Origin of the sequence: uncultured Marivita sp. (assembly GCF_947488135.1) — a bacterium.
Classification (GTDB): Bacteria; Pseudomonadota; Alphaproteobacteria; order Rhodobacterales; family Rhodobacteraceae; genus Marivita.
This window is the reverse complement of sequence record NZ_CANKYW010000006.1, coordinates 97,136-120,612: the sequence shown is the minus strand read 5'-3', so window position 1 is coordinate 120,612 and position 23,477 is coordinate 97,136. Positions and strand designations below refer to the sequence as shown.

At 62.1% G+C, this 23,477-nt stretch carries 20 protein-coding genes and 1 tRNA gene; 10 read left to right on the top strand and 11 right to left on the bottom strand.

Going from position 1 to position 23,477, the window contains the following annotated elements; genetic code table 11:
• Positions 1-34 precede the first annotated feature (34 nt).
• From glgC to Q1B16_RS16460, 5 genes are read left to right on the top strand one after another with little or no spacing between them, the layout of a single operon-like run.
• Positions 35-1,294: a glucose-1-phosphate adenylyltransferase gene (glgC, locus tag Q1B16_RS16480; RefSeq protein WP_299791242.1), complete on the top strand. Its 1,260-nt coding sequence runs from the start codon at positions 35-37 to the stop codon at positions 1,292-1,294.
• A gap of 1 nt (position 1,295) precedes the next feature.
• Entirely contained in the window at positions 1,296-2,732 is a 1,437-nt protein-coding gene (gene glgA, locus Q1B16_RS16475; RefSeq protein WP_299791239.1) for a glycogen synthase GlgA, read from the top strand.
• On the top strand, positions 2,729-4,837 hold the full coding sequence (gene glgX, locus Q1B16_RS16470) for a glycogen debranching protein GlgX (protein WP_299791236.1): 2,109 nt from the start codon (positions 2,729-2,731) through the stop codon (positions 4,835-4,837). Before glgA ends, glgX begins: the two co-directional genes overlap by 4 nt.
• Positions 4,834-6,813 (top strand): 4-alpha-glucanotransferase, encoded by a 1,980-nt coding sequence (locus Q1B16_RS16465; protein WP_299791233.1) that lies wholly within the window; start codon positions 4,834-4,836, stop codon positions 6,811-6,813. The genes glgX and Q1B16_RS16465 overlap by 4 nt, the downstream gene beginning before the upstream one ends.
• Positions 6,810-8,441: an alpha-D-glucose phosphate-specific phosphoglucomutase gene (locus Q1B16_RS16460; protein WP_299791230.1), complete on the top strand. Its 1,632-nt coding sequence runs from the start codon at positions 6,810-6,812 to the stop codon at positions 8,439-8,441. Before Q1B16_RS16465 ends, Q1B16_RS16460 begins: the two co-directional genes overlap by 4 nt.
• A 9-nt stretch (positions 8,442-8,450) precedes the next feature.
• Here the strand turns inward: Q1B16_RS16460 and Q1B16_RS16455 are convergent, their stop codons facing one another.
• From Q1B16_RS16455 to Q1B16_RS16435, 5 genes are all read right to left on the bottom strand, one after another.
• On the bottom strand, positions 8,451-9,299 hold the full coding sequence (locus Q1B16_RS16455) for a metal ABC transporter permease (protein WP_299791227.1): 849 nt from the start codon (positions 9,297-9,299) through the stop codon (positions 8,451-8,453).
• Entirely contained in the window at positions 9,299-10,201 is a 903-nt protein-coding gene (locus Q1B16_RS16450; RefSeq protein ID WP_299791224.1) for a metal ABC transporter permease, read from the bottom strand. The genes Q1B16_RS16455 and Q1B16_RS16450 overlap by 1 nt, the downstream gene beginning before the upstream one ends.
• Positions 10,198-11,097, bottom strand: coding sequence for a manganese/iron ABC transporter ATP-binding protein (locus Q1B16_RS16445; protein WP_299791222.1), 900 nt, complete (start codon positions 11,095-11,097; stop codon positions 10,198-10,200). The genes Q1B16_RS16450 and Q1B16_RS16445 overlap by 4 nt, the downstream gene beginning before the upstream one ends.
• A gap of 107 nt (positions 11,098-11,204) precedes the next feature.
• Positions 11,205-12,104: a metal ABC transporter substrate-binding protein gene (locus Q1B16_RS16440; RefSeq protein WP_299791220.1), complete on the bottom strand. Its 900-nt coding sequence runs from the start codon at positions 12,102-12,104 to the stop codon at positions 11,205-11,207.
• Positions 12,105-12,269: 165 nt separating this feature from the next.
• Positions 12,270-12,345 (bottom strand) — tRNA-Lys (locus Q1B16_RS16435).
• Positions 12,346-12,484: 139 nt separating this feature from the next.
• On the opposite strand from Q1B16_RS16435, the gene dapF reads away from it, so the two are divergent.
• The 3 genes from dapF to Q1B16_RS16420 all read left to right on the top strand — a co-directional run bounded on the left by dapF (position 12,485) and on the right by Q1B16_RS16420 (position 15,361).
• Entirely contained in the window at positions 12,485-13,324 is an 840-nt protein-coding gene (gene dapF, locus Q1B16_RS16430) for a diaminopimelate epimerase (protein ID WP_299791217.1), read from the top strand.
• Positions 13,321-14,574 (top strand): tRNA (N(6)-L-threonylcarbamoyladenosine(37)-C(2))-methylthiotransferase MtaB, encoded by a 1,254-nt coding sequence (gene mtaB / locus Q1B16_RS16425; RefSeq protein ID WP_299791214.1) that lies wholly within the window; start codon positions 13,321-13,323, stop codon positions 14,572-14,574. Before dapF ends, mtaB begins: the two co-directional genes overlap by 4 nt.
• 91 nt (positions 14,575-14,665) lie before the next feature.
• On the top strand, positions 14,666-15,361 hold the full coding sequence (locus tag Q1B16_RS16420) for a CDP-alcohol phosphatidyltransferase family protein (RefSeq protein WP_299791211.1): 696 nt from the start codon (positions 14,666-14,668) through the stop codon (positions 15,359-15,361).
• A gap of 103 nt (positions 15,362-15,464) precedes the next feature.
• Here Q1B16_RS16420 and Q1B16_RS16415 read toward each other — a convergent pair whose 3' ends face one another.
• The gene (locus Q1B16_RS16415; protein ID WP_299791208.1) at positions 15,465-16,274 is read right to left on the bottom strand and encodes an ABC transporter permease; all 810 of its coding nucleotides are present in this window, start codon (positions 16,272-16,274) and stop codon (positions 15,465-15,467) included.
• 119 nt (positions 16,275-16,393) lie between these two features.
• Between Q1B16_RS16415 and Q1B16_RS16410 the strand changes: the two genes are divergently transcribed.
• Positions 16,394-16,975 (top strand): GcrA family cell cycle regulator, encoded by a 582-nt coding sequence (locus Q1B16_RS16410; RefSeq protein ID WP_299791205.1) that lies wholly within the window; start codon positions 16,394-16,396, stop codon positions 16,973-16,975.
• Between the two features lie 78 nt (positions 16,976-17,053).
• On the opposite strand, the gene Q1B16_RS16405 is transcribed toward Q1B16_RS16410, so the two are convergent.
• The 5 genes from Q1B16_RS16405 to Q1B16_RS16385 all read right to left on the bottom strand — a co-directional run bounded on the left by Q1B16_RS16405 (position 17,054) and on the right by Q1B16_RS16385 (position 21,969).
• The gene (locus Q1B16_RS16405) at positions 17,054-18,487 is read right to left on the bottom strand and encodes a hypothetical protein (RefSeq protein ID WP_299791202.1); all 1,434 of its coding nucleotides are present in this window, start codon (positions 18,485-18,487) and stop codon (positions 17,054-17,056) included.
• Positions 18,484-19,245: a methyltransferase domain-containing protein gene (locus tag Q1B16_RS16400; protein WP_299791199.1), complete on the bottom strand. Its 762-nt coding sequence runs from the start codon at positions 19,243-19,245 to the stop codon at positions 18,484-18,486. The genes Q1B16_RS16405 and Q1B16_RS16400 overlap by 4 nt, the downstream gene beginning before the upstream one ends.
• A complete protein-coding gene (locus tag Q1B16_RS16395) occupies positions 19,242-19,646 on the bottom strand; it encodes a GtrA family protein (RefSeq protein WP_299791196.1) in 405 nt (134 codons plus the stop codon). The genes Q1B16_RS16400 and Q1B16_RS16395 overlap by 4 nt, the downstream gene beginning before the upstream one ends.
• 1 nt (position 19,647) lies before the next feature.
• The gene (locus tag Q1B16_RS16390) at positions 19,648-20,598 is read right to left on the bottom strand and encodes a glycosyltransferase family 2 protein (RefSeq protein ID WP_299791193.1); all 951 of its coding nucleotides are present in this window, start codon (positions 20,596-20,598) and stop codon (positions 19,648-19,650) included.
• 120 nt (positions 20,599-20,718) lie between these two features.
• Complete coding sequence (locus Q1B16_RS16385) at positions 20,719-21,969, bottom strand: MFS transporter (RefSeq protein WP_299791190.1); 1,251 nt, start codon at positions 21,967-21,969, stop codon at positions 20,719-20,721.
• Positions 21,970-22,075: 106 nt separating this feature from the next.
• On the opposite strand from Q1B16_RS16385, the gene rimO reads away from it, so the two are divergent.
• Entirely contained in the window at positions 22,076-23,452 is a 1,377-nt protein-coding gene (rimO, locus tag Q1B16_RS16380; protein ID WP_299791187.1) for a 30S ribosomal protein S12 methylthiotransferase RimO, read from the top strand.
• Positions 23,453-23,477 lie beyond the last annotated feature (25 nt).

The window sequence follows — 23,477 nt, the reverse complement described above, 5'->3', positions numbered from 1 at the left end:
GGGGAACCGCATGAGGATCAAGGGGAGGAAAGACATGAAAGAAGACAGGTTCAGCCTGGCGCAGCAATCCATGGCGTTTATTCTTGCAGGTGGGCGGGGGAGCCGCCTGAAAGAGATGACAGATGTGCGCGCCAAACCGGCTGTCTATTTCGGCGGCAAGACGCGGATCATCGACTTTGCGCTGTCTAACGCGGTGAATTCCGGCATCCGCCGCATCGGCGTGGCGACGCAATACAAGGCGCACAGCCTGATCCGGCACATGCAGCGCGGCTGGAGCTTTTTCCGCGCGGAACGCAACGAGTCTCTAGATATCCTGCCAGCCTCCCAGCAGCTGAGCGAAGACAACTGGTACAAAGGCACCGCTGACGCCGTGACCCAGAATATCGAGATCATTCGGGGCTACGGCCCGAAATACGTGCTGATCCTCGCGGGCGATCACATCTACAAGCAGGACTATTCCTTCATGATCGAGGAACACGTCCGGTCGGGTGCGAAAGTGACTGTCGGCTGCATCGCCGTTCCGCGCGAAGAGGCCAAGGGGTTCGGCGTGATGCATGTCGACGAGAACGACAAGATCCTGGACTTCGTCGAGAAACCCGCCGATCCGCCCGCGATGCCTGACAATCCGGACAAGTCACTGGCGAGCATGGGCATTTACGTGTTCGAGGCGGAATACCTTTACGAGGTCCTGCAAAAGGACGCCGAGAACCCGAATTCCGAAAACGATTTCGGCAAAGACATCATTCCGGGCATCGTCGCCGAAGGCGGCGCACGCGCGCATCCGTTCAGCCGGTCCTGTGTCATGTCCGGTCTGGAAACCGAACCCTATTGGCGCGATGTCGGAACGATCGACGCCTATTGGCAGGCGAATATCGACCTGACCGACTTCAAGCCGGACCTCGATATCTACGCGACCGACTGGCCGATCTGGACCTATTCCGAATTGGTCCCACCGGCCAAGTTCATCCACAACGAAGAAGGCCGACGCGGACAGGCGGTGTCGTCGATGGTGTCCGGTGGATGCATCATCTCGGGATCGTCGCTCTATCGGTGTTTGCTGTTCACGGGTGTGAAAACGCATTCCTATTCGCAACTCGAAGGCGTGGTCGCCCTGCCCTACGCCGAGGTGGGCCGCCGTGCCTATCTCAAGAACGTGGTGCTGGATCGCGGCGTGAAGATCCCGCCGGGGCTGATCGTGGGCGAAGATCCCAAAGCGGATGCCAAACGCTTCCGACGCTCCGAAGGGGGCATCTGCCTGATCACCCAAGCGATGATAGACAAACTGGATAGCTGACATGCAGGTGTTGATGGTCGCCTCGGAAGGCGCGCCTTTCGTGAAGACGGGAGGATTGGCGGATGTGGTCGGAGCACTTCCGGCGGCGCTGTCACCGCTCGGGGTCGAGACACGGGTCGTCCTGCCCGCCTATCCGGCGCTGTTCCCACTTTTGCCCACGGGCAAGGAAGTGGCGCGGTTCGACGATCTGCCGGGTGGCACGGGGCGAATTGTCGAAGTCACATCCGGTGGCATCACGCTATTCCTGCTCGACGCGCCGCAATTGTTCGATCGACCCGGCGGGCTTTACGTCGATGAGGCGGGCAAGGACTGGACCGACAACCACCTGCGCTTCGCGGCCCTGTCGATGGCGGGCGCGCGGATCGCGATGGGCGCAGTCGACGGATACCAGCCGGACGTGTTGCACGCGCATGACTGGCAAGCCGCACTCGCCCCCGTCTACCTGCGCATGTCCGGGCGTGACATGCCGCGATCGGTCATCACGATCCACAACATCGCCTTCCAGGGGCGTTTCGGGCCGCAGGTCCTCGACAGGCTGCACCTCAAGACGGACTGGTTCCATCCCGAGGGGCTGGAGTTTCACGGCGATCTGAGCTTTTTGAAGGGCGCATTGATGTTCTCGGACCGGATCACCACGGTCAGCCCCACCTACGCGCGCGAAATCCTGACGCCGGAGTTCGGCATGGGCCTCGAAGGTGTGCTTCAGGCCCGATCCAACGTGCTGAGCGGGTTGCTCAACGGGATCGACACCGACGCATGGAACCCCGCGGATGACGCTGCACTGGCCGAAACGTATGACGTCAAGACGCTGAAACGAAAGGCGAGCAACCGCATAGCGCTGAGCGAACGGCTGGGTCTTCAGGTCAGAACCGACGGGCCGCTGTTCTGCGTCATCAGCCGATTGACCAGCCAGAAGGGCCTCGACGCTTTGCTCGAGGCGGTGCCGCATCTGGTGTCGCGTGGCGCGCAACTGGCCGTTTTGGGCACCGGACAGCCCGAGCTGGAACAGGGGTTCCGCGATGCGGCCGAACTCAATCCCGGGCAGGTTGCAGCCTATATCGGCTATGACGAGCCGCTGTCGCATCTCTTTCAGGCGGGCAGCGACGCGATCCTGATCCCGTCCAGGTTCGAGCCCTGCGGCCTCACCCAGCTTTACGGGTTGCATTACGGCACCTTGCCCGTCGTCGCTCGTACCGGCGGTCTGGCCGATACCGTGATCGACGCCAATGTCGCCGCCATCGCCGCCAAGGCCGCGACCGGGTTTGTTTTTTCTGATGTCAGCGCCGTCGGCCTAGCCGCCGTGATCGACCGAGTGGTCGATGCCTATGCCGACACCAAACTCTGGCAAGCCATGCAGCGCGCCGCGATGCGCCATCCGGTCAGTTGGGAAAGCTCGGCCAAGGCGTATCGAGACCTTTATTCCGACCTCGTGTCATGACCTATCACGCCACCGTTTCCGCCAAGCTTGAACCCGGCACACCGTCCCGGCTGGGCGCATATTTCGACGGCAGTGGAACCAACTTCGCCGTGTTCTCGGAACACGCGGAACAGGTCTTTCTGTGTCTGTTCTCGCCAGACGGCAAAACCGAAGAGATGCGCCTGCCCCTGCCCGAACGCACCGGCGCGGTGTGGCACGGGTATGTTGCGGGGCTGAAGCCGGGCACGCTTTATGGGTATCGGGCCGCTGGGCCGTATGACCCGGAGGCCGGTCATCGGTTCAACCGCAACAAACTACTGATCGACCCCTACACGCGCGAGTTCCACGGCAGCTTTGCCGATCACACCGCCACGTTCGGCTATCAGCACGCATCCCCGGATGCGGACCTGTCCTTCGACAACCGAGACAGCGCGCCTTTCGTGGCCAAATCGGTGGTGTCGGACCCGGATCTCTTCCCGCTGGACGCACAGCCTTTTGGGAACGGCTGGAATGAAACGCTGATCTACGAAGCCCATGTCAAAGGGCTCACACAGCTGCACCCCGACGTCCCCGAGGCGCTGCGCGGCACATACGACGGCATGGCGTCGCCCGCGATGCTGGAACATCTGACGCGGCTTGGCATCACGGCGGTTGAACTTCTGCCGGTGCAGGCGATCAAATCTGAAGGCGCCTTGTCGGAGCGCGGGCTGATCAATTACTGGGGCTACAACACGGTCGGCTTCTTCGCCCCCGAGCCGCGCTACTTCGGACCGGCGGGCGTGCGCGGGTTCCGCGCGATGGTGGACCGCTTCCATGCCGCCGGGATCGAGGTCATTCTGGATGTGGTCTACAACCATTCTGCCGAAGGCGATCAGTTGGGACCGACCCTGTCGTTCCGCGGCTTGGACAACGCGGCCTATTACCGGCTTCAGGACGATGCACCCCGCTATTACGTCAACGACACCGGATGCGGCAATACGTTGAACGTGGCACATCCGTTTGTCACGCGGATGATCCTCGACAGCCTGCGCTTCTGGGTGCAGGCGATGGGCGTCGACGGCTTCCGGTTCGACCTCGCAACCACGCTTTGCCGCGAGGCGGACGGGTTCGACCGAAACGGGAGTTTTCTGACAGCCCTGCGGCAGGATCCCGTCCTTTCCGGTGTGAAGATGATTGCTGAGCCGTGGGATATCGGCCCCGGCGGATACCAGCTTGGCGGTTTTCCGGCGAAGTTCGCGGAGTGGAACGACCGCTATCGCGACACGGTGCGCAAGTTCTGGCGCGGTGATATCCACGGCGCGCAAGAGTTGGGGTCCGCGCTTCTGGGAACGGCGCACGTTTTCGACAAGCGTGGCCGCCGGGTGTGGTCGTCGATCAATTACGCCGCTTCGCATGATGGCTATACTCTGGCCGACACGACGCAGTTCGAGAAGCGCCACAACCACGCCAATGGCGAAGGCAACCAGGACGGGCACAAGGCGAATTTCAGCGACAATTTCGGCATCGAAGGCCCGACGGACGATCCGCTGATCCGGGAAGATCGCGCGAGGCGACAACGCAATATGCTGGCCACCGTGTTTCTGTCGCAAGGCACGCCGATGCTGCTTGCCGGGGACGAAGGCGGGCATTCGCAAAACGGCAACAACAACGGCTATTGCCAGGACAACGAGATCACCTGGATCGACTGGTCCGAACTCGATCCCGAACAGATCGCGTTCACGGCCGCCCTGTCGCGGGTCCGGCGTGACACGCCTGTGCTGCGACAAATGGATTTCCTGCACGGCGCGACTCGGGAAACCGATCATCGCAAGGATGTGGAATGGCGCGGTTTTGACGGCAAGGCGTTGAACTGGGGTGACGAGAACCTATCGAGCCTGTGCCTGCATTTGCGCGGCAATGCCGAAAGCCTGACTGGAAGAACCCTGACCGACGAAGTCCTGCTGGCTTTCAACGGTACGAATGACGACATGGACCTCTGTCTGCCTCGGTCAGGCGAGGCGCCTTGGGTGCGCGAGATCGAGACTTCCGTGGCAGACCAGCGGCCGACGACCATAACGGGCAAGAGCGTGCGCGTCCCTGCCCATTCGGTCAGCGCGTTCGTTCTCAGGACCGGGTCCGACGGATGAGCACCGCAGACGACAGGGTGCGCCAGCTCGCCGGGGCGCAGGGCATCTACCTTGATTTCTTTGACCTGCACGGCGTGCGGCACGAGGCAAGCCCCGACACTCTGCGCGCGCTTCTCAAGGCGCTGCGCACCGAAGCCGACACCCCGGCATCGGTGGAAGACGCGTTGGCGGCGCAGGACGCGCATAAGCTGCCCCTGGAATTGATTGCCTTCGCCGGGGAAGGCCCGACGCTGCCTGTCGATGGCATGTGCGATTGGTCCCTGCTGGACGAAACAGGTGCGCTGATCGCCGAAGGCCGCGCGGCAGAGCTGATCGAATTGCCGCGTCTGGGCGTCGGGTACTATGACCTTCACGTCGAGCAGGCGGGAAGCCAGCTCTCTACCTTCATCATGGTGCGCCCGCGTCACGCGCCACGTCTGGACGAGCGCGCCGCGATGGAACGGTGCTGGGGCACGACCGGGGCGCTTTACGGACTGCGGTCTCGGCACAACGGTGGGCTTGGAACCTACACCGATCTGGGCGCGATTGCCGCAATCTTCGGGCAGGCCGGTGCACAGTTCTTCGGCGTGAACCCGTTGCACGCTCTGGGCTGGGCGATGGAGGACATCATCAGCCCCTATTCGCCGTCGCATCGTGGCATGTTCAACATCGACCACATCGCGTCGAAAGCCGGGCTTGGGCCGACGCCGGACGCGGAGCTGATCGACTATGCCGCATATCGGACCGTCCAACGCGCGGCGTTGGAGCGCGAGTTCGAAGCATACGACAGATCGGCTTTTGCGCGCTGGGCAAAGACCTGTTCCGCAGACACCCGCCGGTTTGCCGAGTTCGAAGCGATCAGCGAAATCCACGGGCATGATTTCCGCACTTGGCCGATCGCGTTGCAAACACCCGGCCCCGATGCGCGCAAAGCGTCGGGCGACAGGGCGGAGTTCCATCTCTGGCTGCAATGGCTGGCCGAACAGCAGATCGACGCTGCGCAACAGGCTGCAACCGGTGCTGGCATGGGGCTTGGCCTCTACCTAGACCTTGCCGTTGGCCCACGTCCTGATGGGGCCGAGGTCTGGATGAACGCCGACACCATCGCTAAAGGCGTCACCATCGGCGCGCCGCCTGACCACCTGAGCCCCGAGGGCCAATCCTGGGCACTGGCCGCGCACGCACCGGGACCGCTGGCACGGGCGCACTATGCGCCGCTGCGGTCCATGTTGCGGCGGTTGATGGCCAAGTGCGGGCTTTTGCGGATAGACCACGCGCTCGGTCTTCTGCGCAGCTACTGGTTGCCGGACGATGGCAGCCCGGGGGGCTATATCACACAGCCGCTGGAGTCGCTTCTGGCCGTGATCACCATCGAAGCGCATCGCGCGGGCTGTGTCGTGGTGGGCGAAGACCTGGGGCTTGTGCCCGACGGGTTCCGTGAGGCGATGAACGGGTCCGGGCTTTACAGCTACGCGGTCTGGCAATTCGAGACGAACCATCTGGGCGAGATTCGCCCCGTCGACACCTTGCCCCCCTACAGCCTTGCCTGCTTCGGCACACACGACACACCGACGCTCAACGGGTTCTGGTACGGCACAGATATCGAATGGTGGCGGAAGGTCGGCTGGCTGAATGGCCGCGACCGCGACGCCCGCCATGCACAGCGGTCGCGCCAGCGCGCGAGCTTGCGCGATGTTTGTCACCTTTCCTCCGACGCAACCTCTACCGAGATCGCCGATGCGATCCACGGCGAACTGGCGTGTGCGCCCGCCGCCCTCGTGTCGGTACAACTCGACGACGTGTTCGGCGCTCTTGACGCGCAGAACCTGCCGGGAACGATTGACGAGCACCCCAATTGGCGCAGACGATTGAGCGTGCCGATCGAGGACATGGGCCACAACCCGGCGCTTCGGCACGTTGCCGATGTGATGAACGCGCAGCGCGGCCCGATCCCACAGCACGACGAGACGGACCACCCGAAGGAGGCAACCGCATGACGATCCTGACCCAGACCTGCACCCCGTTCGAGGGCCAGAAGCCCGGCACATCCGGCCTGCGCAAGAAAACCCGTGTCTATATGCAACCGGACTACGTGGAATGTTTCGTGCAATCGATCTTCAACGCGATCGACGGGGTCGAAGGCAAGACACTGGTGATCGGCGGGGATGGGCGGTTTTTCAACGCCGAAGCGATCCAGACGATCCTGCGCATGGCCTCGGCCAACGGGGCGGCGCAGGCGATTGTCGGTCAAGACGGGTTGCTGTCCACCCCTGCGGCGTCGCACCTGATCCGCAAGCGCGGTGCGGATGGGGGTCTGATCCTGTCAGCCAGCCACAATCCCGGCGGGATCGACGAGGATTTTGGTCTGAAATACAACACGTCCAACGGTGGCCCGGCGCCCGAGGCGATCACCGACGAGATCTTTGCGCAGACCAAGACCATCGACAGCTACCGAACGCTCGACACGGCGGATATCGATCTTGGCCAGGTTGGAACGGTCAATCTTGGTGACATGACCGTGGAGATCGTCGACCCGGTGACGGATTACGCCGCGCTGATGGAAGACCTGTTCGATTTCGACGCGTTGCGCGCGCTCTTCGCCGATGGCTTCACCATGCGGTTCGACGCGATGCACGCGGTCACGGGGCCTTATGCCAAGGCGATCCTCGAAGACACCCTGGGCGCAGCTTCGGACACAGTGATGAACGGCACTCCGTCGGTCGACTTCGGCAAGGGGCATCCCGATCCCAACCCGATCTGGGCCAAGCCGCTTGTCGATCTGGTCATGTCCGATGACGGGCCGGATTTCGCCGCCGCTTCGGATGGGGATGGCGACCGCAACATGATCCTGGGGCGCGGCATCTACGTGACCCCGTCCGACAGCCTTGCCGTTCTGGCCGCGAACGCGCATCTCGCCCCCGGATACGAACGCGGCATTGCCGGGGTGGCCCGGTCGATGCCCACGAGCGGCGCCTGTGACCGTGTCGCCGAGGCACTTGGCGTGGAATGCTTCGAAACGCCAACCGGGTGGAAATTCTTTGGCAACCTCCTGGATGCCGGGCGCGTGACGCTCTGCGGTGAGGAAAGCGCGGGCACCGGCAGCGACCATGTGCGGGAAAAGGACGGGCTTTGGGCCGTGCTGCTCTGGCTTAATATATTGGCTGTGCGCAAGATGTCCGTGAAGGAGATCCTGCAGGACCATTGGCAGACCTATGGCCGCAACTATTATTCCCGCCACGACTACGAAGCCGTGGACAGCGCCATCGCCAACGGGTTGATGGCGGACCTGACAGCGAAGCTCGGCGATCTCGCCGGGCAAAGCTTTGGCGCGTGCACGGTCGCATCGGCGGATTCGTTTTCCTACCACGATCCGGTCGATGGGTCGGTGAGCCACAATCAGGGGCTGCGCATCAATTTCGAGGGCGGCGGGCGTGCGGTGCTTCGGCTGTCCGGTACCGGGACGGAGGGTGCGACACTGCGCGTCTATCTTGAGCGTTACGAAGCCCCCGACGGCGATCTGACCATCGAAACGCAAACGGCGCTGCGCGACATCGCCGAGGCCACCGCGATGATCTGCGAATTGCAGGAGCGCACCGGGCGCACCAAGCCCGACGTCATGACCTGAGGAACGTCTCTATCCGTGCCGCACGCGCAGCCGCGAGGCCCGGCGTGTCAGAACCTGTCGTCGAATGAAGGCCAGGATGAACAGGGCCGTGAGGATCAGAATGATCGTCGGTGCCGGCGCGCTGTCGAGGAAAAAGCTCAGATAGGTGCCAAGCAGCATCGCCCCAACGTTTATCAGAACCGCCATCCACAGCATCGCCCGGAATTCACGCACCAGAAGGAAGGCGATTGCGCCCGGTGCGATCAGAAGCCCGATGGCGAGGATCAGACCAGCGGCGGAGAGCGTCGCGACGATGGTGAGCGACAGCACGGTCAGAAGCCCGTAATGCAGCACGTTGACCTGCAAACCGGACGCCTGTGCCTGTGCCGGGTCGAAGCTGTGCAGCAACAGGTCTTTCCATTTGAGGACCAGCACGGCAGCGACCAGTGCGGAGATGATGCCTGCCGTCCAAAGCTCGTGCGTTTCCACGCCCAACATGTTGCCGAACAGGATATGATCCAGATGCGCATTGGTTTCGATGGACACGTACAGAACGATCCCTAAGCCGAACATGCCCGAGAACACGACACCCATCACCGTATCCTCTTTGACGCGGCTGTTGCTTGACAGGTAGCCAGTCGCCAGCGCGCAGGTCATGCCAGCGACAAAGGCCCCGATCAGAAGCGGAATGCCGATGATATACGCCAATACGATCCCCGGCAGCACCGCGTGGCTGACCGCGTCGCCCATCAGCGCCCAACCTTTCAGCACCAGGAAACAGGACAGCAAGGCGGTCGGCACGGCGACCATCATGGAGATCAGGAAAGCGTTTTGCATAAATGCAAAGCGGAACGGCAAAAGCAGTGTTTCAGCGTCCATCACACACCGCCTTTTGCAGGGTCTGCCGTTACGAGGCTGTCCGTCGGCCCGTCCCGCAAGGCCGCGTCCGCCTTGCGGCGGGCTGCCAGAAGGCCGTGGCGGGGTGCGAAGACGAAAGCCAGAAGGAAGATCAGCGTTTGCAGGCAGACGATGATCCCGCCCGTCGCACCATCGAGGAAGTAGCTGGCATAGGCCCCCACGAAACTCGTAAGCGCGCCGATGGCGACGGAGGTCACGATCAGGCGCGGGAACCTGTCACACAGCAGGTAGGCGGTGGCCCCCGGAGTCACCACCATCGCGATCACCAGGAACGCGCCCACGGTCTGCATCGCTGCGACGACCGAGGCCGACAGCAGCACAAAGAAGATCGCCTTGAGCACTTGCGGGCGCAATCCGATGGTGCGGGCGTGGTTTTCGTCGAAGAACGTGACCATCAGGTCCTTCCACTTCGCCAGAAGGACAGCCAGAGACACGAACCCGATGATCGCGAGTTGCAGCGTGTCTTCGGGCGTGATGGCAAGGATATTGCCCATCGTGATGGTCTGCACGGACACCGACATTGGATTGATGGACACCATGAAGAGGCCCAACCCGAAGAACGACGTGAAGATCAGTCCGATGATGACATCGGGTTTCAAGCCCGACCTTTCGGACAGGAACAGCATCGAGGCCGCCGCCAGACCGCCCGCGATAAACGCGCCCAGTGCGAAGGGCAGTCCGAGGATGTAGGCCCCCGCAACCCCCGGCACGACCGAGTGGGACAGGGCGTCCCCGATCAGCGACCACCCCTTGAGCATGAGATAGGCGGACAGGAACGCACAGACGCCGCCGACCAAAGCGGACACCCACATGGCGTTGACCATGTAATGATAGCCGAAAGGTTCCAGGAGCGCGGATATCATGCGTTGGGATCCGTGCGCTGGGTCTTTTCGCCGTACTGAACGAAGGGGCGTTCATCGTCGGTGAAGATCGTCACCTCACGCGCGTCCTCGTCGTCGTGCAGCGTATCACCGCCAAGCGTGAAGTGACGCAGCACTCCGCCAAAGGCCTTTTCAAGGTTCTCGCGGGTGAAGGTGGTCTCGGTGGGGCCGTAGCTGAGCACCGTGCCCTTGACGAGAACCGTACGGTCGCAAAATTCGGGAACCGATCCAAGATTGTGGGTCGACACGAGCATCACCCGCCCCTCGTCCCGCAATTCGCGCAAAAGGGCGACGATCTGATCCTCGGTCTGCACATCGACACCGGTGAAGGGTTCGTCCAGCAGGATCACCTGACCGTCCTGCGCCAGAGCGCGGGCCAGAAAGACGCGCTTGCGCTGGCCGCCGGAAAGCTCACCGATCTGGCGATGCCGGAAGTCCTGCATGTTGACCCGCGAAAGCGCCTGATCCACCGCCTCGTAATCGGCAGCTTTCGGACGGCGCAGGAACCCCATCTTGCCGTAGCGCCCCATCATGACGACGTCTTCGACAAGAACCGGAAAGGCCCAATCCACTTCCTCGGATTGCGGGACATAGGCCACGAGATTGCGCTCGAGCGCTTCTTTCACCGTCATGCCGAGGATACGGATCTCGCCCTTTGCCGCAGGTACAAACCCCATGATCGCCTTGAACAGAGTCGACTTGCCAGCGCCGTTGATCCCCACTAGCGCCGTGACCGTGCCACGCGGAATCTCGAAGCTCGCATTCCAGAGCGCGGTATGGCCATTGCGATAGGTGACGGTGACGTCATGGGCCGACAGACCGCTTTTCTTGGGGTCGTGTCGTATCTCCGGTTTCAATTGGCTCTGCTCATCGAGCATGGCGTTTCCTTACATGGTTCGAACGCAGCCGGGAAAGCTGCGTCCAGACTTGGGTGCGTCACCTGCGGAATTGCAATCGGCAACGCGCCGAGCAGTGGCGCTTCGGATCAATTCGTGACCGAAGTCAGCCCGTCGGCAACCGTCCGTGTCGTGACGGTCAACAGATCGAGATAGGTCGGAACGGGACCGCCCTCCTCGCTCAACGAATCAACATAGAGCACGCCGCCATAGCTGACACCCGTCTCACGGGCGACCTGCTCGGCCGGGGCAGTGTTGACGGTGCTTTCGCAGAAGACGACCGGGATGTCGTTTTCCCGCACCCCGTCAATTACAGCCCGCACCTGCTGCGGCGTTCCCACCTGATCGGCGTTCATCGGCCAGAGATACAGCTCCTTCAGGCCAAGATCCCGCGCGAGGTAACTGAAGGCGCCTTCGCAGGTCACCAGCCAGCGCCGATCTTCGGGGATCGTCGCGATGGCGTCGCGCAGCGGTTCGATGGTGGCGCGAAGTTCCTCTTTGTACCGCTCCGCGTTTTGCGCGTAGACCGCCGCATTGTCGGGATCGTGTTCGGAGAAAGCGGCCGCGATATTGTCGATATAGACCAAGGCGTTATCCAACCCCATCCACGCGTGGGGATTGGGTTTGCCTTCGTAACTGCCGGACGAGATGGAAATCGGGTCGATCCCGTCGCTGAGTGTGACGGAGGGCACATCACCGAGGTTCGAGGTGAATTGCTCGAACCAAAGCTCAAGGTTGAGACCGTTCCAGAGAATGAGGTCCGCATCGTAAGCCCGCACAATATCCTGCGGCGTCGGTTCGTAGCCGTGAATTTCGGCGCCGGGTTTTGTGATCGACACAACCTCAGCCGCATCCCCTGCCACATTCGCCGCCATGTCGGCGAGAACCGTGAAAGTCGTGACGACCTTCATCTTCTCATCCGCCAAAGCCGCACCGGCTCCTGCCATCAGCAGCCCGGCAGACACCCACCTCAGAACCCAAGCTCTCATTCTTGCCACCTCCACGCTGAGTATGATCGCGCAAAACTGAAAATGCAAATCACTCGCAAATAGGTAGCGGCTAAATGGAGCGCTGCAAGAGGTCGGGCGGAAAAATATGCGCCAGACAGTCCGCCTGCCTTCGCATACTTTTTTTCAATCTATTCAGGAAGTCAGTGGTGAGCCGTGCAGGATTCGAACCTGCGACCCACTGATTAAAAGTCAGTTGCTCTACCAACTGAGCTAACGGCCCACTGGCGGGCTATCTAGAAAGAGGGTGGAGTGTGGTCAACCCCCAAAACGGCCTCATCGCGGCCTAACTTCAAGTTTGCCGCAGGGTGTGGGACGCGGCGCACTGGAAAGATGTAGCGCGCGGGCGTATATGCGCGGCCATGATGACCCACGCGACGCGCGATATCGCCTTCATGAAGATGCACGGGCTCGGCAATGATTTTGTCGTGCTGGATAGCCGTGCGCATCGCATAGACATGACCGCCGCGCTGGCGCGGGCGATCGGGGACCGGCATCGGGGTGTCGGGTTCGACCAACTGGCGCTCATTCAAAACGGAGCAGACGGTTCGGATGCGCAGCTCGTGTTTTACAATTCGGATGGGTCTACCGCAGGGGCCTGTGGCAACGCCACACGCTGTATCGCGCGTTTCCTGATGGATGAGAGCGGTCGCTCGGACGTGGTATTGAAAACGGAACGTGGGTATCTTGCGGCGCGCGACGCGGGCGATGGGCTGACGTCGGTGAATATGGGGCAACCGCAACTTGACTGGCAGGATGTCCCGCTTGCCCGCGAGGTGGATACGCTCGAATTGCCCATCGACGGCGCCCCGACGGCCACCGGTATGGGCAATCCGCATTGTACATTCTTCGTCGGAGATGCCGAATCGGTCGATCTTGAGATACGCGGTGCGGAGATCGAGCATCATCCGCTTTACCCACGGCGCACCAACGTGCAATTCGCCAGCGTGATCGGAAAGAACCATCTGCGGATGCGGGTGTGGGAACGGGGTGTCGGCGTGACGTTGGCGTCGGGGTCGTCATCCTGCGCAACGGCTGTCGCCGCCGCGCGGCGGGGTCTGACCGACCGGACTGTGGCGATTGATCTCGACGGCGGGCGGATCGAGATCGACTGGCGCGAGGATGGCGTCTGGATGACGGGACCGACGGCGCACGTGTTCTCGGGGATGTTCACTCGGGACTGGTTGGAGCAGGTACGATGACACCGCCCAAGTTCACCACGCTCGGCTGCCGGCTGAATGCTTACGAGACCGAGGCAATGAAAGATCTGGCCGCGCAGGCGGGTCTCGAAAACGCGGTCGTCGTCAACACCTGCGCCGTGACGGCCGAAGCGGTGCGCAAGGCCCGGCAGGAAATCCGCAAGCTGCGCCGGGACAACCCGGATGCCAAGCTGATCGTCACCGGCTGCGCCGCGCAAACCGAGCCCGAAACCTTTGCCCATATGGCCGAGGTCGATGCGGTGATCGGCAATACCGAGAAGATGACACCGGACACATGGCGCGGATTGTCGGCCGACTTCATCGGCGACACCGAAGCGGTGCAGGTCAACGACATCATGTCTGTCACCGAAACCGCGCAGCACCTGATCGACGGCTTCGGCACCCGCAGCCGCGCCTATGTGCAGGTACAGAATGGCTGCGACCATCGCTGCACCTTCTGCATCATCCCCTACGGTCGCGGCAATTCGCGGTCCGTGCCTGCCGGAGTGATCGTCGATCAGATCAAGCGACTGGTCGACAAGGGCTTCAACGAGGTGGTGCTCACCGGCGTCGACCTGACCTCTTGGGGCGCAGACCTGCCCGCACAGCCGAAACTGGGCGATCTGGTCATGCGCATCCTGAAGCTGGTGCCGGATCTGCCGCGCCTGCGGATCAGTTCCATCGACAGTATCGAGGTGGACGAGAATCTGATGCAGGCGATCGCGACGGAACCGCGTCTGATGCCGCATCTGCATCTGAGCCTTCAGCATGGCGACGACCTCATCCTGAAGCGCATGAAACGCCGCCATTTGCGCGAGGATGCCATTCGCTTTGCCGAAGAAGCCCGCAGCCTTCGGCCCGACATGACCTTCGGCGCGGATATCATCGCGGGCTTCCCGACCGAGACCGAGGCGCATTTCGAGAACTCTCTCCGGCTGGTCGAGGAATGTGACCTGACCTGGCTGCATGTCTTCCCCTACTCCCCCCGCGAGGGCACTCCTGCCGCACGGATGCCGCAAGTGGACGGGCGCGCGATCAAGGTCCGCGCCGCGCGTCTGCGGGATGCGGGCGCACAGGCGGTCGAACGGCACTTGCTGGCGCAACACGGCCGCAGCCATCGCGTCTTGATGGAAGCGCCCGACATGGGACGGACCGAGCAATTCACCGAGGTCTCCTTCGCCACCCCGCAGCCCGTGGGCGAGATCGTGCCAGCAATGATCACCGGCCATGACGGACAGCGGCTCGTTGCGTGAAGGTGACAGGTCAATCGAACTTGACCGAGGGCCATCGGCGCAACGGCACAGCCGCGTTGCAAGGTCGGAGCATTTGCGCCAAAACCGCCAAATGACCGATCACGCCCGCGCGCTTTGTGTTCATCTTCTGACCGCTACGGGTGCGGTGTTTGCCATGCTGGCGCTTCTGGCGGCGGCGCAGGAGGAATGGTCGATCATGTTCCTCTGGCTCGTGGTCGCCTTTGCCGTCGACGGCGTGGATGGGCCGTTGGCGCGCAAATTCGATGTAAAGCGGAACGCACCGCGCTTCGACGGGGTGCTGCTCGACCTCATCATCGACTACCTGACCTACGTGTTCATTCCTGCGTTCGCGCTGTTCCAGTCCGGTCTGTTGCCCGGCTGGACCGGGTGGTTCGCAATCATCGTGATCACCTTTGCCTCGGCGCTTTATTTCGCGGACAGTCGCATGAAGACATCGGACAATTCCTTTCACGGGTTTCCCGGCTGTTGGAACATGCTGATCCTCGTCCTCTTCGCCATCGAGCCGAATTTCTGGGTGTCATTAACCTTGGTTGCGGTCCTGGCGGTGGCGATGTTCCTGCCGCTCAAGTTCATCCACCCGGTCCGCACGGAGCGGTGGCGCAGCGTGTCGCTACCGATCGCGTTGGCATGGACGTTTTTCGCGGGTTGGGCGGCCTGGGTCGATTTCCATCCGGAAAGCTGGGCGCATTGGGGCTTGATCGCCACGTCGCTTTACCTTGTTCTGGTGGGCATCGTTCAGCAGATCGTGCCGATGCGCAGCCAGTAATTTCTGAAACCGACCAAGCGGCGCATGACGTCGCCCCCGTTCGGGTTCAAGGCGCAAACCCTGCGCTCGCCGTCCACATTATTTGTGTTGCGCAAAAGGCCGATCAGGCCTTCAGCCGGTAGCCGCGTCGGAAGAAGGACCACGCCAGCACGTTGATCGCAATGGTGCTTGCCAGCGCCACGATCGCTCCCAGAAGAGGACTGCTGTCCGACACGCCGATCATGCCCCAGCGCACCCCGTCGATCAGGTGAAAGATCGGGTTGCCGTGGGTGATGTCATTCAGCAGCGGCGGCAACGCATCGACCGAATAGAAGGTGCCCGACAGAAAGGCGAGCGGCGTCACGATGAAGTTGGTAATCGCGGCCATCTGATCGAACTTCTCGGCGTAGATGCCTGCGACCATGCCGATCCCCGACAAGAGCGCCGCTCCGACGATCACGAAGTAGAGCGCGGCCATCGGATGCTGCGGAACGATGCCGAGAAACACCCAAAGCGCCACGGCGATGGCGATGGCCACGATCAAGCCGCGGGCAACGCCTCCGGCGAGGTAGCCCAGAACCAACTCCCCGGCAGAGAGCGGCGGCATCAATGTGTCGACGATATTGCCCTGCACCTTGGACACCACGATCGAGGACGACGTGTTGGCAAAGGCATTCTGGATCACGGTCATCATCAGGATGCCCGGGGCGATGAAGGTGGTGAAGTCCACTCCCATCACGTCACCCCGGCGGGGACCGATAGCGATGGTGAAGATCAGCATGAAAAGACCCGCCGTGACGAGCGGCGCGAGCAGTGTCTGCGTCCAGACATTCAGGAAACGCAGGATTTCCCGCTGACCCAAGGTGTAAAGGCCCAGCCAGTTCACTCTTCCGAAGCGGCGTTCGTTCGCAATCATCTGCCCTGTCTGCTGCATTGGTGCCCTCTTGCCTGTCAGTGCGGGTTGTAACTCGCCCACGCATGATTAGAATAAGAAGCGACTTAGAGATTTCGGGCGGCCAACGCAAACGGCCGCTCTTTTTGATGGAGGGCACGATGTCCTGGACCGATGAACGTGTGGAACTGCTCAAGAAGATGTGGGGCGAGGGCCAGTCCGCAAGCCAGATCGCCAAAGAGCTGGGCGGCGTGACCCGCAACGCCGTGATCGGCAAGGTGCATCGCCTCGGGCTGTCGAACCGCGCCGGTGCGGCCGGGACGACCAAGGCCGAAGCCAAACCCGCGCCAAAGGCGGAAGCCGCGAAACCCAAGGCCGCGCCCAAACCGGCAGCGCCTGCCAAACCCGCGCAGCCCGAAGTGGTCATGGAAACAAAATCCGCGACCCCTCCGCCCAGCCCGCGAAAGCAGATCATTCCCGCAGGTCAGCCCCTCCCCCCGCAACCATCGGCCAACGAGATCAGCCCCGAGGCCTTGGCCAAGGTAAACGCGGTCGAGAAAAAGGCCAAAAAGCTGACGCTGATGGAACTGACCGAACGGACCTGCAAATGGCCGGTCGGCGATCCGGCAACGCCGAACTTCTGGTTCTGCGGGCTGCCGGTACAGCAGGGCAAACCCTATTGCGAAGCGCATGTCGGCGTGGCGTTCCAACCGATGTCGTCGCGGCGCGACCGGCGTCGGTGAACGAAGGCTCTTATCGACAGAATAGATCAACAAGATTGTTGGATTATAGGGGCGGGTCTACCGCCCCTTAATTCTTTCTCAGACTGGCGGACGGATTTTAAGGACCAATCCGGTCTCTGACGGCTCAAGGTGGATGCGTGTCGGACAAACAACTGCCCCTCCGGCATCGGCGGCGGCACAGCAGCCCAACCCGTCAAGGCAGACCGCCACGTCGCGCCCCGTCAACTGCTTCAAACGCCACGCCAAGCCGCGGGTGTCCAGAATGAACGCCTGCTGCGCGGACGCCAGTGGCAATACATCGTCTGCAATGACCACACGTCCCTCGACCGTCCGGAGATCGGCAGCAAGGACCCGCGTGTCGTCCTGCCACGCCCAATACGCGGAATAGTGGATGATCGTCTGCAATCCGTAGCTCCCGATGATCAGCAAGGCACAGTTGCGCGCCATACGGCCAATCAACCCACGATCCAGCGATACCAGATGCGTGGCCCGCGCGACGATCAGAGCATAGATCAGCCAAATAATCAGGCAGGCACGGGTCGGCACGTAGAGCCCCATTTTGAGAACCTGCAAAAGCAGTATCGCCACGCCGACAGCCATCACCGCAAAAAGATACGCGGCTTCAAGCGGGGCACGGCGCAATAGGATGACGGTCGAGCCTAGCAGCAATCCCAGATGGAAATAGATGGCTGGTTCGAAGTGAAAGGTAGTCTTGGTCACGTAGTCGCGAACGGTCTCGGCCAGAACCGGAGAATTCGCGACGATTCCCGCTAGATCGGACGCCGGTGTCGCGTTGCGCCAATCCGCCACGTGCACGCCAAATACACCGTGAATGTGATAATTGATCGCGTAGACCGTGAGAACTGCGGCGGCGAAACTGACCACGAAAAGCGCCAGCAGAATGGCCAGATCTCGGATTGACCGGTCTTCGGTCCGCAAGACGGCAACCGTGAGGATCAGGAGAGGGTAGTTCGTATAAGACATGAAGCTGAGGATGACGAACACCGGCATAAGGGCTCGCAGCGTGATGGCGGAGGTGAAATGGGCCAATACCGCGTAGGCTGCCACCAATGCGATGCCGGGAAGCAAGGTGTTGAACCAAAGTGAAATCAGCAGCGCCGACGGCGACACCAGCACCAACAAAGCGGCGACGGCTGCGAACCAGCCTGCGTTTTCATGACCCCTGAAGGTCAAGGCCCCAAGACTGGCGGCAATCGTCGCCCAGCATAGCTGGTAGAGGGCATGGTTGAGCCACGCCGGAGTGGTCACTTCGCGCAGGTGCCACAAATAGCCCAGCCACCGTCCTTCATCCTTTGTCTTGTGCCAATAGCCGGTCGGGTCGGCGAACAAGGCGGGATAATCATCGAACCGGATCATCGGGTCGATGAGGTTTGGCGAGGCGATGACCAGCAGCGCGACCAGCGTGACGCAAAGCGTCGGCCAGAGATGATGCGACGCGGCCGAGGCAGAAACGCGCCCGATCCCGATTGGATGTGCGGCGACGTCGGTCATGACTGATGGGCGCTCCGGCGCGCACGGGACGCAATCAGCGCCGCGCGGACCTGTGCGATTTGCGTCACAGCGGCCTGAGGAAGACGCGACACGATCCCGCAGCGCAGACGCCAGGTCAGGTCGCCGACATTCCGAAGTTGTTGACCGCGCGGGACCGCGTGTCCGGTGACGGTTTCGGGAAGGCCGACGAGACCTGCCTCGTTGACGTAGAGAACCGCGTTGTAGCGATACCACGGTTCGACATCGCTCCGGCCGCCGAGATGCGGGCGGATGCAGTCATAGGCGCAATACCCACGGTCTTCGAATTTGTCCTGCCAGAAAGACAGAGGCTGTTCGTTGACATGGCATTCGCCGCCCTGCCCGACCACAGCAGCGGAAAACAGAACGCGATCAGCTGATCGGGTCAAACTGTCGACAAGCGCATCCGATGCCTCAAGAGGCAGGTGTTCGCCGACTTCCAGGCTTTGTGCGAGGTCGAATTTGCGGCCAAGATCGATCGGCCTGGTCAGGTCTTTGGCCGAAAAACTGTCGGACGGAATGGCCAGCGTGTCGCGGTTGACGTAATCGCCGTCCACGCCGTGTACCGTCGCGACACCCGCGCGATGCCATTCGTCAAGCCACACACCGCGCCCGCAACCCAGATCGAGGACGCTTTGCGGCGCAAGCGCGCCTTGCAGCAGCCCGATGAATGCCTGTGCCGAGCGCCGTGCCCCGGTGTCGATATAGTCGAAAAAGGTGTCGCTGTAGACATGGGTCATGACGGGGTCTCCCTAGGGTCAGACGCGCGCATGAATACCCAGCGCGACATGATGAGGTAATTCTGGACCGGCAGGATCAGCGTGACGGTCACAGCCGCCGCGATAGGCGCAAGCCCGAGGCCGGGGCCCAGCCAGCCCGTGATGATTGCGGAGGTGACAAGGCCGCAGGCGATCATCGCGATAAAGCGCCCGATCTGCCGCGGATCGGCCATCGGCGCGCGAAAGGTGTAACCGGCCTGACCGGAATACTGCACCGCGACCGCCAGCAGGAAGGCCAGGCCATTGGCGGAAAATTGCGCCATTCCCAGCCACAGAAACATTGCGTAGAGCGCGATATAAAGTGCCGCGACAGCCGTGCCGACGCAGGCGAAGCGCAGTTTTCTACCCAGCCCCGGAGACATGTCAGGCTCGGGTTTTCAACTGAACCGGAACCGGTGTTTCGGTGTCTTCGGAGATGAAATAAAGGGGCCGGTTCTTGGCTTCGAGATAGAGGCGGCCGATATATTCCCCGAGGATGCCCAGCGTCAGAAGCTGTACCCCGGAAAAGGCGCTGATGGCGACGATGACCGAGGCCCAGCCCGGCACGGTCTGGTAGGCCAGCATCGAATGCAGCACGTAGATCATCATCAGCGCGGCGACGCCAAGGCTCACGAAGGACAGGCGTGTGGCAAGGCGTAGCGGGCGCGTGGAAAAGCCGGTCATGGCGTCCATCGCCAGACGGATCATCTTGCGCAGCGGGTATTTGGTTTCCCCGACGGTGCGCGCGGCACGGGTGTATTCGATGCCGATCTGGCGATAGCCGACCCAGGCGAACATACCGCGCACGAAACGGGCCTTTTCCGGCATCGCCAGCACCGCATCGAGCGCCCGACGGCTGACGAGGCGGAAATCGCCGGTATCGCGAGGGATTTCAACATCGGACATCAGGTTCAGAAGCCGGTAGAAGGCGCTGGCGCTGGCGCGTTTGAACCAGGTTTCGCCTTCGCGTTCCCGGCGACTGCCGTAAACCACATCATAGCCGCGATCCATCATGGCCATCATGTCGGCCAGCAGTTCGGGAGGATCCTGCAAATCAGCGTCGAGCATGAAGATGCGTCCGCCACGCGCCGCTTCGAGCCCCGCGGTCAGAGCGACCTGATGGCCCCGGTTGGACGACATCCGCAATCCGCGGAGTTGCGGAACACGCGATTGTGCGGCGACGATGGCGTCCCAGGTTGCGTCGGTGGATCCGTCGTCCACGAGAATGATCTCGGCCCGCTCCTTATAAGGTGCGATCACCACTTCGAGCCGGGCGACCAGCGCCGGGATGGCGTCTTGTTCGTTCATGCAGGGCACGACGACAGAGAGAAACATTTGGAAACTCCAATCCGTTTGGATCGGAATAGCGGCCGTTTATGTCGACAATCGGGCCAATATTGGATGATTTGCGAGAGTTTTCGGCGCACCGTGGTGGGCAGCGGCGTGCCTATCGTTCTAAGGAGCGTCCGGTTGTGGAGGCTTGCGTATCGGTTCGAGCGTGACCCGGCGGGACGCAAACCAGAGACCGAGCCAGATCGCCGCCCCGACCGCCGCGTAGGTTGCCAGCACCTGAACGAGATCGGACACCGGCATTTCGCCCACGTCGCTGACATTGCGCGACGCGATCCAGAGGCTCAGCGCGAAGGCGATACGGCCCGCGAAGCTCTGGATCGACAGGTAGGTCGCGCGGACGCCGTCGCTTAGCAACGGTTGGATCGTGGCGAGGATGAACGGCCGTGACAGGCTGTCCGGCACCATCCGCATGAAGAGGATCGCAATGGCAAAAAGGCTCTGGTTCAGGGCCAGCACCGCGCAAAGAACGATTTGCAGGGCGAACGCCAGAAGCAGGGTGGCCGCCAGACCGATCCGCGCGCGGAGTTGTGGCGCCGCGAAGGACGCCGCGACCGAGACTGCCATCATGATGCTGGTCACACCCCCGGACACAAGCGGCGCCTCGCCCGACAGTCCAACGGTTTCCAGCGCGCGCAGGATGAAGGGCTGACCGAACACGAACGGCACGTGGGAAAACCCGTACATCACGACGCTGAGTGCAAAGAGCCAGAGCAGGACCGGCTTGCGGAATGCCGATCCAATTGCAGTGCTGAAGGGAACCGAATTGATCTCGTCCACGAGATGCGCGCTGTCGCGCAACCGGGCTGCCAAGATCAGCATCGCAACAAACGCGACGCCCGAAAGCACGAAGGGCAGAACCGGAACTGCGCGCGCCATCAGTCCGCCGCTGACCGCAGAGACCATCAGTGCGGCAAAGGTGAACCGCCAGAAGCGCAACTCGTATTTTTCGACCTCGTCCTCACGCCCCTCGGCGGCGAGCGTTTCGAACAGGAGCGAACTGTCCGTGCCCGACGCGAAGGCCATCGATGCTCCAAGAAGAACCTGCGCCAAGGCGAAAGACGCAAAGCTGTCACCGACGCTGAAGCAGACCATCGCCGCAAGCCCTGCGAGTGCCGAGGCCAGAAGCGTGACGCGTCGGCCGATCTTGTCGGACATGTATCCCGATGGCACTTCGAACACCGTCGTCCCGATGTCGTAGACGGCATAAAGCAGCACGGCTTCGGCTGCGGACAGCGTGTCTTGAAGGAATAGAAACCACGTCGCCTGCCAGAACAGGAGGTTCTGCGTGAACTTGAGCCACGGCAGGAGCGTCAGGTTTCGGGAAAGCGGCGCGTGGTCGATGTTGAGCCTCAAGACTGATGTTCCGCACCGAAACACGATGCCGTTGCGGCTTGCAAGATATCTTACGGGTGACGGACATGCGTGTTCTGGGCTTTCGCCGCCCGGTGCAACGCATTATATGCCGCGCATGTCACAGAACCCTCCTTCCCTGCGCCCCGACCTTGCCCCAGCGGCCCGGATCACGGATGCGCCCCGCTCCGGCCAACCCACCATCGGCATGGTGTCGCTTGGCTGCCCCAAAGCGCTGGTGGACAGCGAGCGGATTTTGACGCGACTGCGCGCGGAAGGATACGGGATCAGCCCGGATTACTCCGGGGCGGATGCGGTGATCGTGAACACCTGTGGCTTCCTGGATTCCGCCAAGGCCGAAAGCCTTGATGCGATCGGAGAGGCGCTTGCCGAGAATGGCCGCGTGATCGTCACCGGCTGTCTGGGCGCAGAGCCCGAGTATATTACCGGCGCGCATCCCAAGGTTCTGGCCGTGACTGGCCCGCATCAATACGAACAGGTTCTCGACGCGGTTCACACTGCCGTGCCGCCGTCGCCTGATCCGTTTATCGACCTGTTGCCCGCCTCCGGCGTGAAGCTGACGCCGCGCCATTACAGCTATCTGAAGATTTCCGAAGGCTGCAATCACAAGTGCAAGTTCTGCATCATTCCGGACATGCGGGGGCTTCTGACCTCGCGGCCTGCCAAGGCGGTGCTGCGCGAGGCGGAAAAGCTGGTTGAAAGCGGCGTGCGCGAATTGCTGGTGATTTCGCAGGACACCTCGGCCTATGGCACCGATTGGAAAGACCGGGACGAGAAATTTCCCATCCTGTCGCTGGCCCGCGATCTTGGGTCCTTGGGCGCGTGGGTGCGGATGCATTACGTCTACCCCTACCCGCATGTGCGCGAACTGGTGCCGCTGATGGCGGACGGTCTGGTGCTGCCCTATCTCGACATCCCGTTTCAGCACGCCCATCCCGACACGCTCAAACGCATGGCCCGGCCTGCGGCGGCGGCGCGCACGTTGGACGAGATTGCCGCGTGGCGAGAGATGTGCCCGGACATCACGCTTCGTTCCACCTTCATCGTCGGCTATCCCGGCGAGACCGAGGACGAATTCCAGACGCTGCTGGACTGGCTGGACGAGGCGCAACTGGATCGGGTCGGCTGCTTTCAATACGAAAACGTTGAGGGCGCGCGGTCGAACGCGCTCCCCGATCATGTGCCAGACGAGGTCAAGCAGGACCGCTGGGACCGGTTCATGGCAAAGGCGCAGGCGATTTCCGAGGCCAAGCTGGCGGCCAAGGTCGGCACGCTCATGGATATCATCATCGACGATATCGACGAGGACGGTATCGCGACCTGCCGCACGAAGGCCGACGCACCCGAGATCGACGGCAATCTGTTTATCGACGAGGGCACCGAGGGCCTTTCGGTGGGCGAGATCGTGTCGGTCGAGGTGGACGAGGCCGGCGAATACGATCTTTGGGGACGGCGCGTTTCGTAATTGAGGTGCGCTTGCCCGTGGGCGC

Coding starts and splice junctions, on each gene's coding strand:
- glgC (WP_299791242.1), top strand. CDS start 35: ATGAAAGAAGACAGGTTCAGCCTGGCGCAGCAATCCATGGCGTTTATT.
- glgA (WP_299791239.1), top strand. CDS start 1,296: ATGCAGGTGTTGATGGTCGCCTCGGAAGGCGCGCCTTTCGTGAAGACG.
- glgX (WP_299791236.1), top strand. CDS start 2,729: ATGACCTATCACGCCACCGTTTCCGCCAAGCTTGAACCCGGCACACCG.
- Q1B16_RS16465 (WP_299791233.1), top strand. CDS start 4,834: ATGAGCACCGCAGACGACAGGGTGCGCCAGCTCGCCGGGGCGCAGGGC.
- Q1B16_RS16460 (WP_299791230.1), top strand. CDS start 6,810: ATGACGATCCTGACCCAGACCTGCACCCCGTTCGAGGGCCAGAAGCCC.
- Q1B16_RS16455 (WP_299791227.1), bottom strand. CDS start 9,299: ATGGACGCTGAAACACTGCTTTTGCCGTTCCGCTTTGCATTTATGCAA.
- Q1B16_RS16450 (WP_299791224.1), bottom strand. CDS start 10,201: ATGATATCCGCGCTCCTGGAACCTTTCGGCTATCATTACATGGTCAAC.
- Q1B16_RS16445 (WP_299791222.1), bottom strand. CDS start 11,097: ATGCTCGATGAGCAGAGCCAATTGAAACCGGAGATACGACACGACCCC.
- Q1B16_RS16440 (WP_299791220.1), bottom strand. CDS start 12,104: ATGAGAGCTTGGGTTCTGAGGTGGGTGTCTGCCGGGCTGCTGATGGCA.
- dapF (WP_299791217.1), top strand. CDS start 12,485: ATGATGACCCACGCGACGCGCGATATCGCCTTCATGAAGATGCACGGG.
- mtaB (WP_299791214.1), top strand. CDS start 13,321: ATGACACCGCCCAAGTTCACCACGCTCGGCTGCCGGCTGAATGCTTAC.
- Q1B16_RS16420 (WP_299791211.1), top strand. CDS start 14,666: ATGACCGATCACGCCCGCGCGCTTTGTGTTCATCTTCTGACCGCTACG.
- Q1B16_RS16415 (WP_299791208.1), bottom strand. CDS start 16,274: ATGCAGCAGACAGGGCAGATGATTGCGAACGAACGCCGCTTCGGAAGA.
- Q1B16_RS16410 (WP_299791205.1), top strand. CDS start 16,394: ATGTCCTGGACCGATGAACGTGTGGAACTGCTCAAGAAGATGTGGGGC.
- Q1B16_RS16405 (WP_299791202.1), bottom strand. CDS start 18,487: ATGACCGACGTCGCCGCACATCCAATCGGGATCGGGCGCGTTTCTGCC.
- Q1B16_RS16400 (WP_299791199.1), bottom strand. CDS start 19,245: ATGACCCATGTCTACAGCGACACCTTTTTCGACTATATCGACACCGGG.
- Q1B16_RS16395 (WP_299791196.1), bottom strand. CDS start 19,646: ATGTCTCCGGGGCTGGGTAGAAAACTGCGCTTCGCCTGCGTCGGCACG.
- Q1B16_RS16390 (WP_299791193.1), bottom strand. CDS start 20,598: ATGTTTCTCTCTGTCGTCGTGCCCTGCATGAACGAACAAGACGCCATC.
- rimO (WP_299791187.1), top strand. CDS start 22,076: ATGCCGCGCATGTCACAGAACCCTCCTTCCCTGCGCCCCGACCTTGCC.